This window comes from Accumulibacter sp. (assembly GCF_032229525.1).
Lineage (GTDB): Bacteria > Pseudomonadota > Gammaproteobacteria > Burkholderiales > Rhodocyclaceae > Accumulibacter.
Genome location: NZ_JAVTWB010000102.1, coordinates 20897 through 35493 on the forward strand (window position 1 = coordinate 20897; position 14597 = coordinate 35493).

Genomic DNA, 14597 nt, shown 5'->3' on the forward strand with positions numbered 1-14597 from the left:
CGGCGCGAGGGTCTCGCTCCCGGAGCGAGACCCTCCAGCGATGCACAATGTCCAGCAAACTCACTCTCTCCGCCGGTCAATACTCCGACAAGGGCCGCAAGGAAATCAATCAGGATTTTCACGGGCTGTGCATCCCTGACGAACCACAACTGAGTTCGAAGGGAATCGCCATCGCTCTGGCCGATGGCATCAGCAGCAGCGACGTCGGCCACATTGCCAGCGAGTCGGCGATCAAGAGTTTTCTCGACGACTACTACTGCACTTCGGAAGCCTGGTCGGTCAAATCATCGGCGCAACGCGTGCTCACCGCAGCCAACTCCTGGCTGTATGCGCAGAGCCGGCACGGCCAGTACCGCTACGACAGGGACCGCGGTTATGTGTGCACCCTCAGCGCACTGATCATCAAGTCCAACACTGCCCATATCTTCCATGTCGGCGACAGCCGCGTCTATCGCCTCCGTGGCGACAGCCTGGAGCAACTGACCAACGACCATCGGCTGGTGGTTTCGGAGGACCAAAGCTATCTCAGCCGCGCCCTCGGCATCAGCCCGCAACTCGAGATCGACTATCTGGCTCTACAGGTCGAAGAAGGCGACCTGTTCATCCTGGCCACCGATGGCGTTTACGAATTCGCTGCGCCGCCGTTCATCATCGACGCCATCAAGAAAGCCGGGGAAGACCTGGACACGGCGGCCAGACGCATTGCCGAGGAAGCCTACGCCCGTGGCAGCAAGGACAATCTGACGGCCCAGATTGTCCGCATCGAAGCCCTGCCGCAGCTGGCGACCCACGAGCTCTACCAGCACTGGGCGGAGCTGCCACCGGCTCCGGTTCTGGAATCGCGGATGAACTTCGACGGCTACCGGATCATTCGCGAGGTGCACGGCAGCAGCCGCAGCCACGTTTATCTGGCCGAGGATGTCGACAGCGGCGCGCTGGTCATCGTCAAAACCCCTTCCATCGATCTCCGCGATGACCCCGCCTATCTGGAGCGATTCATGCTGGAAGAGTGGATCGCGCGGCGCATCAACAGTGCGCACGTGCTCAAACCCTGCCCGCAAACGCGGAAACGCCACTACCTCTACGTGGTTACGGAGTACATCGAGGGCCAAACGCTGGCGCAGTGGATGGTCGATAACCCGAGCCCGGAACTGGAAACGGTACGCGGTATCGTCGAGCAAATCGCCAAAGGCCTGCTCGCCTTCCATCGCATGGAAATGCTGCATCAGGACCTGCGCCCGAACAACATCATGATCGATGCGTCAGGCACGGTAAAAATCATCGATTTCGGTGCCGCCCGCGTGTCCGGACTCGCCGAAGCCGCAACGGCAAACCTGCAGCCGCACATTCTCGGGACGGTCCAGTACACCGCGCCGGAGTACTTCCTCGGCGAACCGGGCCGGCCGTGCTCCGATCTGTTCTCGCTCGGCATCATCACCTACCAGATGCTCTCCGGACGGCTTCCCTACGGGGCAGAGGTCGCAAAAGCCAGAACCAGCGCCGCACAAAGGAAACTGCAGTACCAATCGGTACTCGACGAGAATCGCGAGATCCCGGCCTGGATCGACGCGGCCCTGGCCAAAGCAGTCCGCCCGGACCCCAACCAACGCTACGCAGAACTATCCGAGTTCATCTACGACCTCAGGCACCCCAACCAGGCCTTGCTGAAGGAACGCCCGCCGCCACTCATCGAGCGCAACCCGCTGCGCTTCTGGCAAGGCCTGTCCTTGGTGCTGGCAGTGATCATTCTCGTCTTGCTGAGCAGCAACTCGCTGGTCAAGTGAATCGGTCAAGCGAAGAGTCACCCGTGGCTGCAGCACCTGACAACAGCGATGGAAACCTGACCCAGCCGGTTGGCACGGATGACGTGCTCCAAGTTCCCTGGACACCTCGAGAGGTGGCTGATCGACCCCTGGAGGGCGCAGTTCCAGATCGATCGAGCGCTCACTGCCACCGCGTTCTATTGCGTCCCCCTCCCACTCCTACCACTCCTTGCCGATATCGGAGCGCCCTGCGCACGCTCGCGCGCTACCCGAAACCGGCGAATTAAGCTATATTGCACCGCAGCAAACACAGCTGCGGAGACTGCAGCGGGCGTTTGGCAGGTCCGATCGCGTCTGCCGACCGGCGTTGCATATCGATGCGGCCATGGCTACCATGCGCAAGCCAGGAAAACAGTCCCTGCTCGAACACCCTCCCGGCATGCCGCAGCCGCCAACTCTGGCGCTGCCGCCGCCGGGTGTTGAAACACCCCATCCAGCCGCTTCGGCGGCCAACACCAGGATCATCCCATGAAGCCAGACAATCCTTCCTTTTTGAGCAGAATCGGCATCGCCATCGCCAGTTTCTTCCGCATTCTCGGTGATGCCGAGTTCGCCGGTGGCGTCCAGGCCTTGCGTGCCGCCGGGCGGCACCCTGCAGCGTCGCAGGACGCAGCGGCAGCCCCCGCACCGGCCGCTGCCCCGCCACTGCGCGAAGCAGCGCCCGACGGCGCTTTGCAGCTCCTCGGGCTGTTGCAGCGCGAAGCCCGTTTCATCGACTTCATCCAGGAGGATGTCGCCGCCTATGCCGACGCCGACGTCGGTGCGGCTGCCCGCCTGGTCCATGAAGGCTGCCGCAAGGTGCTCGGCGACAATTTCACCATCGACCCGATCCGCGCGGAAGCCGAAGGCAGCGCGGTGACCCTGGAGGAAGGTTTCGATGCCACGGCGATTCGTATTACCGGCAACGTCGTCGGCCAGCCGCCGTTCAAGGGCAGCATCACGCACCGCGGCTGGCGGGTGGTCGACACACGCCTGCCCAAGCTCGCGGAAAGCCATGATCTGCACGTCGTCGCGCCAGCGGAGGTGGAACTATGAGTGAGCCAAAATTTTCCATCGGCATCGATCTGGGAACGACCCATTGTGCGCTGTCCTACGTTGACATCGCCGCCAGCGAGGGCGAACAGATCGCCCAGACGGTCCTGCCGATCCCGCAGTTGACCGCGCCCGCTTCGATCGAATCGCCGGGACTGCTGCCCTCGTTCATTTACCTGCCGCACGCCAGCGAACTGACGCCCGGCGATCTGCATCTGCCGTGGACCGCCGAGCAGGACTACGCGGTCGGCGAAATGGCGCGCAGCCGCGGTGCGGCGACGCCGATTCGACTGGTGTCGAGTGCCAAGAGCTGGCTCTGCCACGCCGGCGTCGACCGGCGTGCGGCGATCCTGCCGAGCGATGCGCCAGCGGAGGTCGAACGCGTGTCGCCGTTCGAAGCAACGCAGCGCTACCTCGCCCATCTACGCGCTGCCTGGGATTATGCTCACCCCGAGGCGCCTTTCGTCGATCAGGAAATCGTCGTCACCATTCCTGCTTCCTTCGACCCCGCGGCCCGCGAACTGAGCGCCGAAGCGGCGCGCAGCGCCGGCTGCGAGCACATGATCCTGCTCGAGGAGCCGCAGGCGGCGCTGTACAGCTGGATTCAGAAGAGTGCCGGCAGCTGGCGCAAGCAGGTACAACCGGGCGAGATCATCCTGGTCGTCGACGTCGGTGGCGGCACCAGCGACTTCTCGCTGATCGCCGTGCTCGAACGCGAAGGCGTGCTCGAACTGCACCGGGTGGCGGTCGGGGAACACATCCTGCTCGGTGGCGACAACATGGATCTGGCGCTGGCTTTTGCCGTCGCCAGCAAACTGGGTGCGCAGGGCATCAAGGTCGAGCAATGGCAGCTGCGGGCGCTGACCCATTCCTGCCGCGCGGCCAAGGAAACCTTGCTCAACGACCCGGAGGTCGGTGCCGTGCCGCTGCTCATCGCCAGCCGCGGCGCCAAGCTGATCGGTGGCTCGGTGCGCAGCGAGCTGACCCGTGACGAACTCACCGCCACCCTGCTCGACGGTTTTTTCCCGCCGGCAGCGATCGCCGACCGTCCGCAGAGTCGCGGCCGTGCCGGGCTGACCCAGCTTGGCCTGCCCTACGCGCAGGACGCCGCGGTGACCCGTCACCTGGCCGCCTTCCTCGCTCGCCAGGTGGCGGCAACCGCCGACCTCGAAGGCTTCAGCGGCGCCTTGCCGGCGGGCGCCACCTTCCTGCATCCGACCGCGGTGCTGTTCAACGGCGGCGTTTTCAAGTCCGAACTACTCGCCGAGCGCACGCTGCAAACGCTCAATTCCTGGCTCGCCGCCGAGAGCGCCCCGGCCGCCCGCCGGCTGGCGGGCGCCGATCTGGATCTCGCCGTCGCTCGTGGTGCCGCCTACTACGGTTACGTGCGCCGCGGTCAGGGCGTGCGTATCCGTGGCGGTACCGCGCGTTCCTACTACGTGGCGATTGAATCGGTGATGCCTGCCGTTCCCGGCATGCAGCCACCGGTGCAGGCGCTGTGCCTGGCGCCCTTCGGCATGGAGGAAGGCAGCGATGCCGCCTTGCCGGCGCAGGAGTTCGGGCTGGTGGTCGGCGAGCAGGTGCGCTTCCGTTTCTTCGGTTCGTCGGTACGTCGGCAGGACCAGGTCGGTACCCTGCTCGACGACTGGGAGCCGGACGAACTGCAGGAGCTCGATGAAATCCAGACGACGCTACCCGCCGAGGGTCGTGCCGTCGGTGAGGTAGTACGGGTCAGGCTGCACGCCCGGGTCACCGAAGCCGGCACGCTCGAACTCGAAGCGCTGCCGCACGACGGACCCGAGCGCTGGAAAGTGGAGTTTGACGCGCGCGGCGGCGCGGCGGACTGAGCGCCGTGAAGCAGCAGTACATCGTCGGCATCGATCTCGGTACCAGCAATACCGTCGTCGCCTACACCGCGCCCGGGAGCCGGCAGGTCGAGTTGTTCGAGATCGAGCAGCTGGTCGGTGCCGGCGAAGTGGCCGCCAGACCGCTGCTGCCTTCGGTTCGTTTCCATCCGGCGCCCGGCGAGATCAGCCCGGGCGACCGGCAACTGCCGTGGACTGCCGAGGATGGCGTCGAGCCGCCGCTTACCGGCCGCTTCGCGCTCGAACTCGGTGCGCAGGTTCCCGGCCGTCTGGTGGCCAGCGCCAAGAGCTGGCTGTCGCACGCTTCGGTGGACCGCATGGCGGACATCCTGCCGTGGGGTGCCGACGAAGATGTGCTCAAGGTTTCGCCGGTCGCCGCCAGCGCCAGCTATCTGGCGCACGTTCGCGCCGCCTGGCGGCATCGTTTTCCGCAGGCGCCGCTCGAACAGCAACAGGTCATCCTCACCGTCCCCGCCTCCTTCGACGAAGGCGCACGGGCGCTGACCCTGGAGGCGGCGCGACAGGCCGGGTTGCCGAAGCTACGCCTGCTCGAGGAACCGCAAGCGGCGTTCTACGACTGGCTGTTCCGCCATCAGGAGAGCCTCGCCGAGGAGCTCGCCGAAACGCGGCTACTGATGGTCTGCGACATCGGCGGCGGCACCACTGACCTGACGCTGATCCAGGTGACGATCAAGGACGGCGAGCCGCAACTGACGCGCATCGGTGTCGGTGACCACCTGATGCTCGGTGGCGACAACATGGACCTGGCGCTGGCCCATCTGGTCGAATCGCGTCTGCCGGCGAGCGGCGGCAAGAAGCTGTCGGCGGCGCGTTTCTCGCAACTGACGGCGCGCTGTCGCGCCGCCAAGGAGCAACTACTGGCCGCTGGCGCGCCTGAATCGGCATTGCTGACGCTGCTCGGTGGCGGCGCCAGGCTGATCGGTGGCGCCCGCACCGTCGAACTGCAGCGCGACGAAGTCGTGAAACTGATCATCGACGGCTTTCTGCCGCGCGTGGCGTCGGATCAGCCGCTGCTGCAGCGGCGTGCCGGGCTGGTCGAGTTCGGACTGCCGTATCCCGCCGACCCGGCCATTACCCGCCATGTCGCGGCCTTTCTCAAGCGGCACGAGCAAACGGCGCGCCGGGCGCTAGCTGGCGAGAATGACCAGCTCGACAAGCCTTCCGGCGAAGCGCGCCTGCCGGTACCCGATACGCTGCTGCTCAACGGCGGCGTGTTTCGTGCCGAGATGCTCGCCGAACGCCTGCAGGCCACCCTCGGCGATTGGCGCGGCGCGCCGCTACGCTTGCTGCATAACGACCATCCGGACATCGCCGTCGCCCGCGGCGCGGTCGCCTACGCGCTGGTCCGCCAGGGGCATGGGCGGCGGATCGGCGGCGGATCGGCCCGCAGCTACTTCCTGGTTCTCGATGAAGGCGAGCAGCAGCGACGCGGCATCTGCATCCTGCCGCGTGGCAGCGAAGAAGGGTACGAAATCCGCCTGCCCGAGCGCACCTTCAGCCTGCGGCTTGGCCAGCCGGTGCGCTTCTACCTTGCTTCGTCGGTCGCCGACACCGATTATCTGCCTGGCGAGATCAGCGCGCTCGACGACGAGGACTTCGTGCGCCTGCCGCCAATCGCCACCGTCGTACAGCCACAGGCCGGCAACAACCAGCGCGAGGTGCGGGTAGAGCTGATCACCGGCATCACCGAGGTCGGTAGCCTGGAGCTGCACTGCGTCAGCATCGACAACGCCGCCCGTCGCTGGCTGCTCGAATTCCAGCTGCGTGGCGACGGCGAGGCGACCACGGCCTCGTCGGCGTTACTGCCATCACGCTTCGCCGACGCCGTGAAAGCGGTCGAGCACATTTTCGGGGGCCGATCGCAGGCCGTCGACAACAAGGAGGTGCGGCGCCTGCGTGGCCAGCTCGAGCATCTGCTGGGCAAGCGCGACGACTGGGAGATGCCGCTGCTACGCGCCATCTTCGATGCCCTGCTACAAAGAGCGAGGCGCCGGCGTCGCTCGCCGGAACACGAGCGGCTATGGCTCAACCTCGCCGGCTACTGCCTGCGGCCGGGCCTTGGCGATGCACTCGACGACTGGCGGATCGAGCAACTGAGCGCCCTGCTGCCGCAGGGAATCCAGTACGTCAACGAGAGTCAGAACTGGTCCGAGTGGTGGACGCTGTGGCGCCGCGCGGCCGGTGGCCTGCCACCGGAGACACAGGAACTGCTGCTGGCCGAGATCCTGCCCTCCTTGCAGAGCGAAATCGTCAAGGCGCGCAACCGCCAGCCGGCGCCAATCAGCGGCAGTCACGACGACATGCTGCGCCTGGTCGCCTCGCTCGAAAGATTGCCGGTCGAGCGCAAGATCGAAGTCGGCGACTGGCTGCTGGACAGGCTCGTCAGGGCGTCCGAGAAGCCGCTCGGCTGGTGGGCGCTCGGCCGTATTGGCGCGCGGCAACCACTCTACGGCAGCGCCCACCAGGTGATTCCGACCAGCGACGCTTGTCGCTGGCTCGCCGGTCTGCTCGCCGTGGATTGGAAGAAGGTCGAGCCGGCCGCTTTTGCGGCCACCCAAATTGCGCGCCTGACCGGCGACCGGTCGCGCGACCTGCCGGACGGCAGCCGCGACGAGGTTCTGGCGCGCCTGACGGCGATCAATGCCAGCGGGAGCTGGATCGATCAGGTCAGGACGGTGGTCGAACTCGACAAGGCCGACGAACGCCGCGCCTTCGGCGAGTCCTTGCCGGCTGGACTGCGGCTGGTGCCGGAAAACAGGCCAACGCAGGCGGTCGCCGCAGATCAGGTTTGACAGGGCACCGCGACTGCTGACGAGCCGATTGGCAATCGTCCGACAGGATGGGAAGGGTTGGCGTTGAATGGCCCTGTTGCTAGTCCGGGGCGATTTTCCCATAATGCACGGGCACGCGTTGTGGAATGGGGCGGTGGACTGCTCGCCAGGCGCGACCACCGCGGTTGCGCACGGTGGCCAAGTCGGAGCGGCCAGCCGGTCGTCCTCCACCACGGTGTCGACCAGGCGATTTTCAAGGAGTGAGCAATGCGTGCGCAAAGAGGAGCAGATCGACGCCAGCGGCAGGTCGGGCGACCGCCCGGACAGCCTGAACGCCGCTGCGGCGCTGACCGTCGCCGACTACACTTTTCAGACGAAGCTATCGCTGAAATGGAAGCGCGCCTGGCAGCACTCGGGCGTGGCCAAAACGGCACCACCGACGGCGAGGGTTCCGGGTGGGACAAGCTGATCATCCCGCTCAAGTAGGCAAGCGATAGCCAGCGATGCGCCGGCCCACGCGGCGCACGCTCAACTCAAGTCCGCTCGCTCCCCTCTGGCGGGCTTCCCCGCTGGAGCGCTCGATCCGGGCATCTGCAGCTCCCCGCGCCGCTCAAAGGGTACGGAACCGATGCCGGAGACGTTGAGACGGCCGACGATGCGGTATTCGACCCGGTCACGACCGCCCTTGCGCAACTCGTGGAACTGTTTCAGCGCGCCCGCCAGCGTACTGCTGGCGATCACCTCGAGCAGCGCTTCGCCAAAACGCGGAACGCTTACCCGCTTGTCCGACAGCCCGGAGACGAATGACTGTCCGTTGACCTCGATCTCGAAACTCAGGCCATCGATCGGCAGGTCCACATCGTTCGGATTGCGAATCCGCAGCTGCAGAGCAAAGCGCTGTTCCAGAAAGCCGAGCTGGAGCAGATCGATACCGACGATAGCGACTTCCGGCTTCTGTGTCAGTCCGTTGAGGCTCGCGCAAGCGCTAAGCAAGGCGAACAAGACGATGAACAGGCCTTTTCTCATGCCGTTCAGCCAATCACCGTGACGACCACCCGGCGCCGGTGCGAAATCGTCCGATGCTCCCACAGGTAGATTCCTTGCCAGGTGCCGAGTCGCAATCCGCCGTCGCCGACGGGAATGCTCAGCGAGGCGCCGGCCAGGATGTTTCGCCCATGCGCGGCCATGTCGTCGTCGCCCTCGTTGTCGTGCTGGTAGGCGGCATCGCCGTCTGGTGCCCAGCGGGCGGCGAGCGTTTCCAGATCCCGGCGCACCGACGGGTCGGCGTTCTCGGTCAGCACCACCGAGCAACTGGTGTGCTGGACGAAGACGTTGGCCAGACCGGTGGTGATTCCCGACGCACGGACCATCCGCGCCACCTCGGCGGTGATCTCGCTGGTGCCGCGGCCACGGCTGGTGACCTCAAAACTCTGCTGGTAAGCCATGTCCTTCTCCTGGTTCCACTATCCGTGTTGGTCACGCGCGCGTCCGCGTGCTTGCCCGGTCTGCGCCTAGAATGCTGACCCCGGCGTTTTGAGGAAGGCGAGTTCTTCCGCCGTCGACTGGCGGCCGAGAATCGCGTTGCGGTGCGGATAGCGACCGAAACGGTCGATGATTGCCTGATGCCGCCGCGCGAAATCGAGGTTTCTTTCCATCCCCGGCGCGGCGAACAAGCTGACCGCCAGCGCCTGTATGGCGGGCGACTCGCTATGCATGTAGGGCAGGTAGAGAAAAGCGCGGCGCGGCGGATCGAGGGCGCTGTCGGCACCGGCGGCGACAGCTTCCTGGGCGAGCACCAGGGCCGTTGCGTCGGTGGCGAAGGCTTCGGGACGATCGCGAAAAATATTGCGCGAAAACTGGTCGAGAACGATGATCTCGGCCAGCCGACCGTCGGCGCTGCTGCGCCAGGCGTACAACTCACCACGCCGCGCCGCCGCGTGCACGGCAGCAAAGCGCGTTTCGACCAGGCGATCGAAGGCGGCCGATTTCGCCCACCACTGCGCCGGTGTCGCCTCTTCGAACCAGAAGGCGAGAACCGCTTCGGGGGTCATCGAGGCACCGCCGCAACACACTGGCCAACAATCAACATGGCAAGCCCCTTCACCATCATGGTGCACCTTGTTCGCCAAACCGCCGGCCCTGGCGTTGCGGCGCATCAACGCCTCGAACTGCCGTCAAGCGCGCGGTAGCGAGCCGCTGATCACCCGTCGCCAGCCAACAAGCCAACATTCCGGGGCCAGCCACCGCAGGCAGTTTAGCGACTCACGGCGAAGCAGGCAAAGAACCGGGAAAACAGCCGACTGAAAGCAGCGCCGCCGGGGGGTGCCTATCCATTCGCGAGAAGGCGCCGGGCTCGGAAAAAGCCCGGCGCAACCCGTACCAAAGCGAAAAAAAAGCCCGGGGAGACCCGGGCCTTTTTGCCGTCCAGCCGGTCGATACCCTTGCTCAGTGACCGGATGCCCCCGCTGCACCCATGCCGGTTTCGGAGCGAACCTTCTGTGCCGGATAGAGGGCACGTTCGCGTTGAGCCTGCTCGCTGTTGTCCATCCGCGAAACCAGGTAGATCGCCAGGAAAGCCGCGGACATCGAGAACAAACCCGGGGAAGAATACGGGAACATTGCCGAGCCTTTCGGATGGCCCATCACCGCTTCCCACACCGGAGCCGAGACGATGGTCAGCGCAACCGAGCTGATCAAACCAACGACCCCTCCAGTAACGGCACCCTTGGTCGTGCAATCCTTCCACAGCACGGACATGAAAAGGACCGGAAAGTTGGCCGAGCAGGCGATGGCAAAAGCGAGCATGACCATGTAAGCAACGTTCTGCTTTTCGAAGGCGATACCCAGAACAACCGCGACGACGCCCAGGCAAATCGTGGTGATCTTGGAAACCCGCAATTCGTGTGCCGAGTCAGTTTGCCCTTTCTTGAAAACCGTCGCGTACAGGTCGTGCGACACGGCCGAGGCCCCGGACAGCGTCAGACCGGACACCACCGCCAGGATGGTGGCGAATGCCACTGCCGAGATGAAGCCGAGGAAGACATTACCACCGACCGCGTTCGACAGATGGATGGCCGCCATGTTGCCGCCACCCTTCAGACCCTTGGCCAGATCGCCATCGACGTAGTACAGCTCGGGCGATTGCGTCAGCATGACGACAGCGCCAAAGCCGATGATGAAGGTCAGGATGTAGAAGTAACCGATCCAGGTCGTCGCCCAACCGACAGACTTGCGGGCTTCCTTGGCACTGGGCACGGTGAAGAAGCGCATCAGGATGTGCGGCAGCCCCGCGGTGCCAAACATCAGGGTCATGCCGACCGAAATGGCCGAGATCGGATCCTTGATCAGCGCGCCCGGTCCCATGATGGCGTCGTGCTTGCTATGGATCTCGACGGCTTTGGCAAACAGCGCCTCGGGGTTGAAGTTGAACTGCCACAACACGGCTAGGGCCATGAAGCTTGCACCACAGAGAAGCATGATCGCCTTGATGATCTGGACCCAGGTGGTGGCCGTCATGCCGCCGAACAACACGTAACACATCATCAGCACGCCGACGATCATCACCGCGTAGGTGTACTCGAGGCCGAACAACACCTTGATCAACTGGCCGGCACCGACCATCTGGGCGATCATGTAGAACGCCACCACGACCAGCGTGCCGCAAGCGGCAAAGACGCGGGTCGGGGTCTGCGCAAAACGGTAGGAAGCCACATCGGCAAAGGTGAACTTGCCGAGGTTCCGCAAGCGCTCGGCCATCAGGAAGGTAAGTACCGGCCAGCCGACCAGCCAGCCGATCGAAAAGATCAGGCCGTCAAAGCCGTTGGCGAAGACCAGGCCGGAAATACCAAGGAAGGACGCGGCGGACATATAGTCGCCGGCAATCGCCAGGCCGTTCTGGAAGCCGGTGATGCCGCCACCGGCAGTGTAGAAGTCAGACGCGGTCTTGGTTTTGCTGGCTGCCCACTTGGTGATGAACAGCGTCATGATGACAAAACCGCCAAACATGGCGATGGCGGTCCAGTTGGTTTCCTGTTTGATGGTGGTACCGAGATCGGCACCGGCGGCCATGACCAGCCCCGCGGCCAGCATCCCTGCCAAAAGACAGAGGCCGTTGCGTAAAAGTGTCTTTGTCATTTCTGGCTCGCCTCATTGATGATTTCATTGTTCAGCGAGTCGAATTCGGTATTGGCTCGACGGACGTAGATATTGGTGATGAGGATCGTCAGAATGATCACGCCAACGCCCATCGGGATACCGATAGAGGTGACCATGCCGGCGCCCATTTTCTGCGCCAGGAACTCCTTGTCAAAGGCGATCAGCAGGATGTAACCGTAGTAGATGACCATCACCAGGATGGTCATCGAGATGCTGTAGCTGGAGCGCATGCGCACCAGCTTTTCGTACTTGGGGTTGGCGGTGATACGCGCAACCAGTTCTTCTTGTCTCATCGTTGCCTCCTCGCAATGGAACAGTTGGTCGAGTCATTCGGGATGACTGCGGAGGCAACGGTAGGGCGAAGAGCTTACGCCGCGCTTACAAAACGGCCTGCTTTGTTTTTAAAAACAGACACTTAAATGTCTCTTGCAGACTTCTGAAAGGTCTCTTACCGGTGGCATGCTTGTTCATTCAGATTTCGCCAAACCGACTCCTGTGGAACGCCAGCGGGTCAAGTCGGCACCTGATGTTGCTTAAGGCAGCCGCCGCGTACAATCCGTGGTGTAGCCAAATGCAGTGGCGATAGCCGCTGTCTCGTGGCACGATCCGCTCCCCTGGTTTCAGTTTGCGATTGAGGTGTGACATGCTGGTACTACTGATAGAAGATGATCCGGAACTGTCTGACGGCATTGCCACCTTCCTGGCCGGGCAAGGCGATAGCGTCGTCGTTGAGTCCAATGGCATGGCAGCCGACCGCTTGTTGCAGGAAAGGAAATTTGATTTCGTTCTGGTCGATGTCGGCCTGCCGGGACTCAGCGGCTATGAAATAGTTCGACGTATCAGAGAACGGCGCCAATCGCTGCCGGTAATCATGATTACTGCCCGCGACGCACTCGATGATCGAATCTACGGCCTGGACCTGGGGGCGGATGATTACCTGTCGAAACCGTTCGAACTTGCCGAACTGACCGCGCGCATGCGGGCGAACAGCCGCCGCGGCAGCAATGCCATTGCGCGCCGGATCGACTTCGGCCCGTTATCGATGGACACCAGTGCTCGCCATGCCTCGCTGGCAGACCAACCCTTGATACTTTCCAGCCGGGAATGGGATCTGCTCAGCGCCCTTGCCGAGGCCGACGGGCACACCGTACCGAAGGAACGCCTGCAAGCCGACGGCAGCGTCAACGCCCTCGAAGTCTACGTCTACCGCCTGCGCCGGCGACTGGAACCAGCGGGCCTGAGAATACGCATGGTGCGCGGCTTTGGCTACCGTCTGGAAATAAGCACCGACGTCGCCGACAAGGCGCGGCGCGATGCGAACAGCTAGTCCCGGCAACGCCAAGGCTGGCGCCAGCGCCGCAGAAGCAGGGGTTGGCAATGCGGCCCGTGAGCCGGAGGCTGGCACCAGCCTCCGGCGTAGTCTGCTGCGTGCGCTGGTAGTCCCGATTCTGGCGGCGCTATTTACGGCAAGCATCTTCGGCTACGGTGCGGCAGAAAAGGTCGTCAGCACCGCCTACGACCAAAGCTTGTTGAACCTCGCGAACGGCATTGCCAACCGTGCCCGGGTCGACAATGGCAAAATCACCATCGGCCTGACGGCAGAAGCGGAAGCACTGCTGCGCACCGACACGGTGGACCGCATCTACTTTCGGGTTCGCGACGAGGAGGGCCGAATCATCGCCGGCGACGCCGACCTGCCGCCGCCAGAACTCCCGGGCAGCGTTTCGCCCGTCAACGTGTCCGAGGCTGCGCTGCCAGAAGAGCCGGTGGGCGTCAGACGCCCCAAGGGCCCCGAGATTTCCTTCTTTGACGGCCACTTCCGCGATCAAGCCATCCGTGGGGTGCGCTTCCACCCAACGGTTGACGACCACGGCATTTACGTCACTGTCGCGGAAACACTGGGCAAGCGCCGTGGCGCAATTCGCGATCTGTTGCTCGGTTTTGGGCTGGCCGTCCTGCTGCTGCTCGCTGCCGCCGCGGCAGTAGTACGCTATGGAATCACTTACGGTCTGGCATCGCTACGTCACCTCGAAGCGCAGCTTGCCGAACGCTCCGGGCAGGACCTTGCCCCGGTAGATCTGAGCCGCGTGCCACTTGAAATCCGCGAACTGGTGCGCGCGCTTAATGCCCTTCTGACACGTTTGCGGGAAGCCAATACCGCGCAAAGGCAATTCCTGCAAGATGCCGCGCATCAATTGCGCACGCCTCTCGCGGGTCTTCAGGTCCAGATCGAATTGCTGCGCAGCGAGCAGACTGATCAGACGGTATCGAACAATCTGCGCAAGTCCGTAAAACGCCTCACTCGACTGGCCAACCAGCTACTGGCACTTGCCCGCGCCGAAGCCGGTCAGCATCTGATGGCCAATGCATCGGTGGTCGATCTGGCGAAACTGCTTGATGAAATGCTTGACGAGTGGTTGCGCATCGCGGACGAGAAAAGCATCGGCTTTGGCCTGCAACGTGATCTGTCGACGATTACTGGCGATCCAACTCTGATCAGGGAACTGATCGCCAATCTGGTCGACAACGCGCTCAAATACACGCCCGCCGGAGGACAGGTCACCCTGCGCTGCGAGCGTGTCGGTGACGTAGTCGAAATCGACGTCAGTGATAATGGTCCCGGTATTCCGGAGCACGAGCGAGAGCGGGTATTCGAGCGTTTTCACCGCCTGCCTGATGCAACGGCTACCGGTAGTGGCCTGGGCTTGCCAATCGCTCGGGAGATTGTTACCGGTCACGGCGGGGCCATCGCCATTGGCAGCGGCCCGAACGGCAAGGGCACCTGCGTAGCGGTTCGCTTGCCGGCAATGCCCGCGCCAGCGCCGTTTCGACCATGAGGCAGGTGGGCGAGCGCACTGCTTGCGCCTGCAACCGGTCGGCCACCTGCCGCCAGCCCGACACCAGGCAATGGCTCAGCCTGGCGTGCTATC

At 63.9% G+C, this 14597-nt stretch carries 12 protein-coding genes; 7 read left to right on the forward strand and 5 right to left on the reverse strand.

Features of this window, described 5'->3' with window-relative positions:
- The first annotated feature begins 47 nt into the window (after positions 1 to 47).
- From RUW20_RS06210 to RUW20_RS06230, 5 genes are all read left to right on the forward strand, one after another.
- Entirely contained in the window at positions 48 to 1784 is a 1737-nt protein-coding gene (locus tag RUW20_RS06210) for a protein kinase domain-containing protein (protein WP_313951333.1), read from the forward strand.
- Between the two features lie 507 nt (positions 1785 to 2291).
- Positions 2292 to 2858, forward strand: a complete 567-nt coding sequence (locus tag RUW20_RS06215; protein ID WP_313951334.1) for a DUF2760 domain-containing protein — start codon at positions 2292 to 2294, stop codon at positions 2856 to 2858.
- On the forward strand, positions 2855 to 4702 hold the full coding sequence (locus RUW20_RS06220) for an Hsp70 family protein (RefSeq protein ID WP_313951335.1): 1848 nt from the start codon (positions 2855 to 2857) through the stop codon (positions 4700 to 4702). Before RUW20_RS06215 ends, RUW20_RS06220 begins: the two co-directional genes overlap by 4 nt.
- Positions 4703 to 4707: 5 nt before the next feature.
- Positions 4708 to 7533: an Hsp70 family protein gene (locus RUW20_RS06225; RefSeq protein ID WP_313951336.1), complete on the forward strand. Its 2826-nt coding sequence runs from the start codon at positions 4708 to 4710 to the stop codon at positions 7531 to 7533.
- Positions 7534 to 7783: 250 nt separating this feature from the next.
- Entirely contained in the window at positions 7784 to 7981 is a 198-nt protein-coding gene (locus RUW20_RS06230; RefSeq protein ID WP_313951337.1) for a hypothetical protein, read from the forward strand.
- Positions 7982 to 8040: 59 nt separating this feature from the next.
- On the opposite strand, the gene RUW20_RS06235 is transcribed toward RUW20_RS06230, so the two are convergent.
- The 5 genes from RUW20_RS06235 to RUW20_RS06255 all read right to left on the reverse strand — a co-directional run bounded on the left by RUW20_RS06235 (position 8041) and on the right by RUW20_RS06255 (position 11960).
- Complete coding sequence (locus RUW20_RS06235) at positions 8041 to 8538, reverse strand: LEA type 2 family protein (RefSeq protein WP_313951338.1); 498 nt, start codon at positions 8536 to 8538, stop codon at positions 8041 to 8043.
- Positions 8539 to 8543: 5 nt separating this feature from the next.
- The gene (locus tag RUW20_RS06240) at positions 8544 to 8957 is read right to left on the reverse strand and encodes a secondary thiamine-phosphate synthase enzyme YjbQ (protein WP_313951339.1); all 414 of its coding nucleotides are present in this window, start codon (positions 8955 to 8957) and stop codon (positions 8544 to 8546) included.
- Between the two features lie 66 nt (positions 8958 to 9023).
- The gene (locus tag RUW20_RS06245) at positions 9024 to 9563 is read right to left on the reverse strand and encodes a DUF924 family protein (protein ID WP_313951340.1); all 540 of its coding nucleotides are present in this window, start codon (positions 9561 to 9563) and stop codon (positions 9024 to 9026) included.
- A 394-nt stretch (positions 9564 to 9957) separates the two neighbouring features.
- On the reverse strand, positions 9958 to 11601 hold the full coding sequence (locus tag RUW20_RS06250; protein WP_409559319.1) for a cation acetate symporter: 1644 nt from the start codon (positions 11599 to 11601) through the stop codon (positions 9958 to 9960).
- A 41-nt stretch (positions 11602 to 11642) separates the two neighbouring features.
- Positions 11643 to 11960, reverse strand: coding sequence for a DUF485 domain-containing protein (locus tag RUW20_RS06255; protein WP_313951342.1), 318 nt, complete (start codon positions 11958 to 11960; stop codon positions 11643 to 11645).
- Positions 11961 to 12310: 350 nt separating this feature from the next.
- On the opposite strand from RUW20_RS06255, the gene RUW20_RS06260 reads away from it, so the two are divergent.
- Entirely contained in the window at positions 12311 to 12994 is a 684-nt protein-coding gene (locus tag RUW20_RS06260; RefSeq protein WP_313951343.1) for a response regulator transcription factor, read from the forward strand.
- Positions 12981 to 14504, forward strand: coding sequence for a sensor histidine kinase (locus RUW20_RS06265; RefSeq protein ID WP_313951344.1), 1524 nt, complete (start codon positions 12981 to 12983; stop codon positions 14502 to 14504). The genes RUW20_RS06260 and RUW20_RS06265 overlap by 14 nt, the downstream gene beginning before the upstream one ends.
- Positions 14505 to 14597 lie beyond the last annotated feature (93 nt).

Excerpts from the sequence above, each read along its gene's own strand:
- RUW20_RS06260 (WP_313951343.1), top strand. The coding sequence starts at position 12,311 with ATGCTGGTACTACTGATAGAAGATGATCCGGAACTGTCTGACGGCATT.
- RUW20_RS06265 (WP_313951344.1), top strand. The coding sequence starts at position 12,981 with ATGCGAACAGCTAGTCCCGGCAACGCCAAGGCTGGCGCCAGCGCCGCA.
- RUW20_RS06235 (WP_313951338.1), bottom strand. The coding sequence starts at position 8,538 with ATGAGAAAAGGCCTGTTCATCGTCTTGTTCGCCTTGCTTAGCGCTTGC.
- RUW20_RS06220 (WP_313951335.1), top strand. The coding sequence starts at position 2,855 with ATGAGTGAGCCAAAATTTTCCATCGGCATCGATCTGGGAACGACCCAT.
- RUW20_RS06240 (WP_313951339.1), bottom strand. The coding sequence starts at position 8,957 with ATGGCTTACCAGCAGAGTTTTGAGGTCACCAGCCGTGGCCGCGGCACC.
- RUW20_RS06255 (WP_313951342.1), bottom strand. The coding sequence starts at position 11,960 with ATGAGACAAGAAGAACTGGTTGCGCGTATCACCGCCAACCCCAAGTAC.
- RUW20_RS06245 (WP_313951340.1), bottom strand. The coding sequence starts at position 9,563 with ATGACCCCCGAAGCGGTTCTCGCCTTCTGGTTCGAAGAGGCGACACCG.
- RUW20_RS06210 (WP_313951333.1), top strand. The coding sequence starts at position 48 with ATGTCCAGCAAACTCACTCTCTCCGCCGGTCAATACTCCGACAAGGGC.
- RUW20_RS06215 (WP_313951334.1), top strand. The coding sequence starts at position 2,292 with ATGAAGCCAGACAATCCTTCCTTTTTGAGCAGAATCGGCATCGCCATC.
- RUW20_RS06250 (WP_409559319.1), bottom strand. The coding sequence starts at position 11,601 with ATGCTGGCCGCGGGGCTGGTCATGGCCGCCGGTGCCGATCTCGGTACC.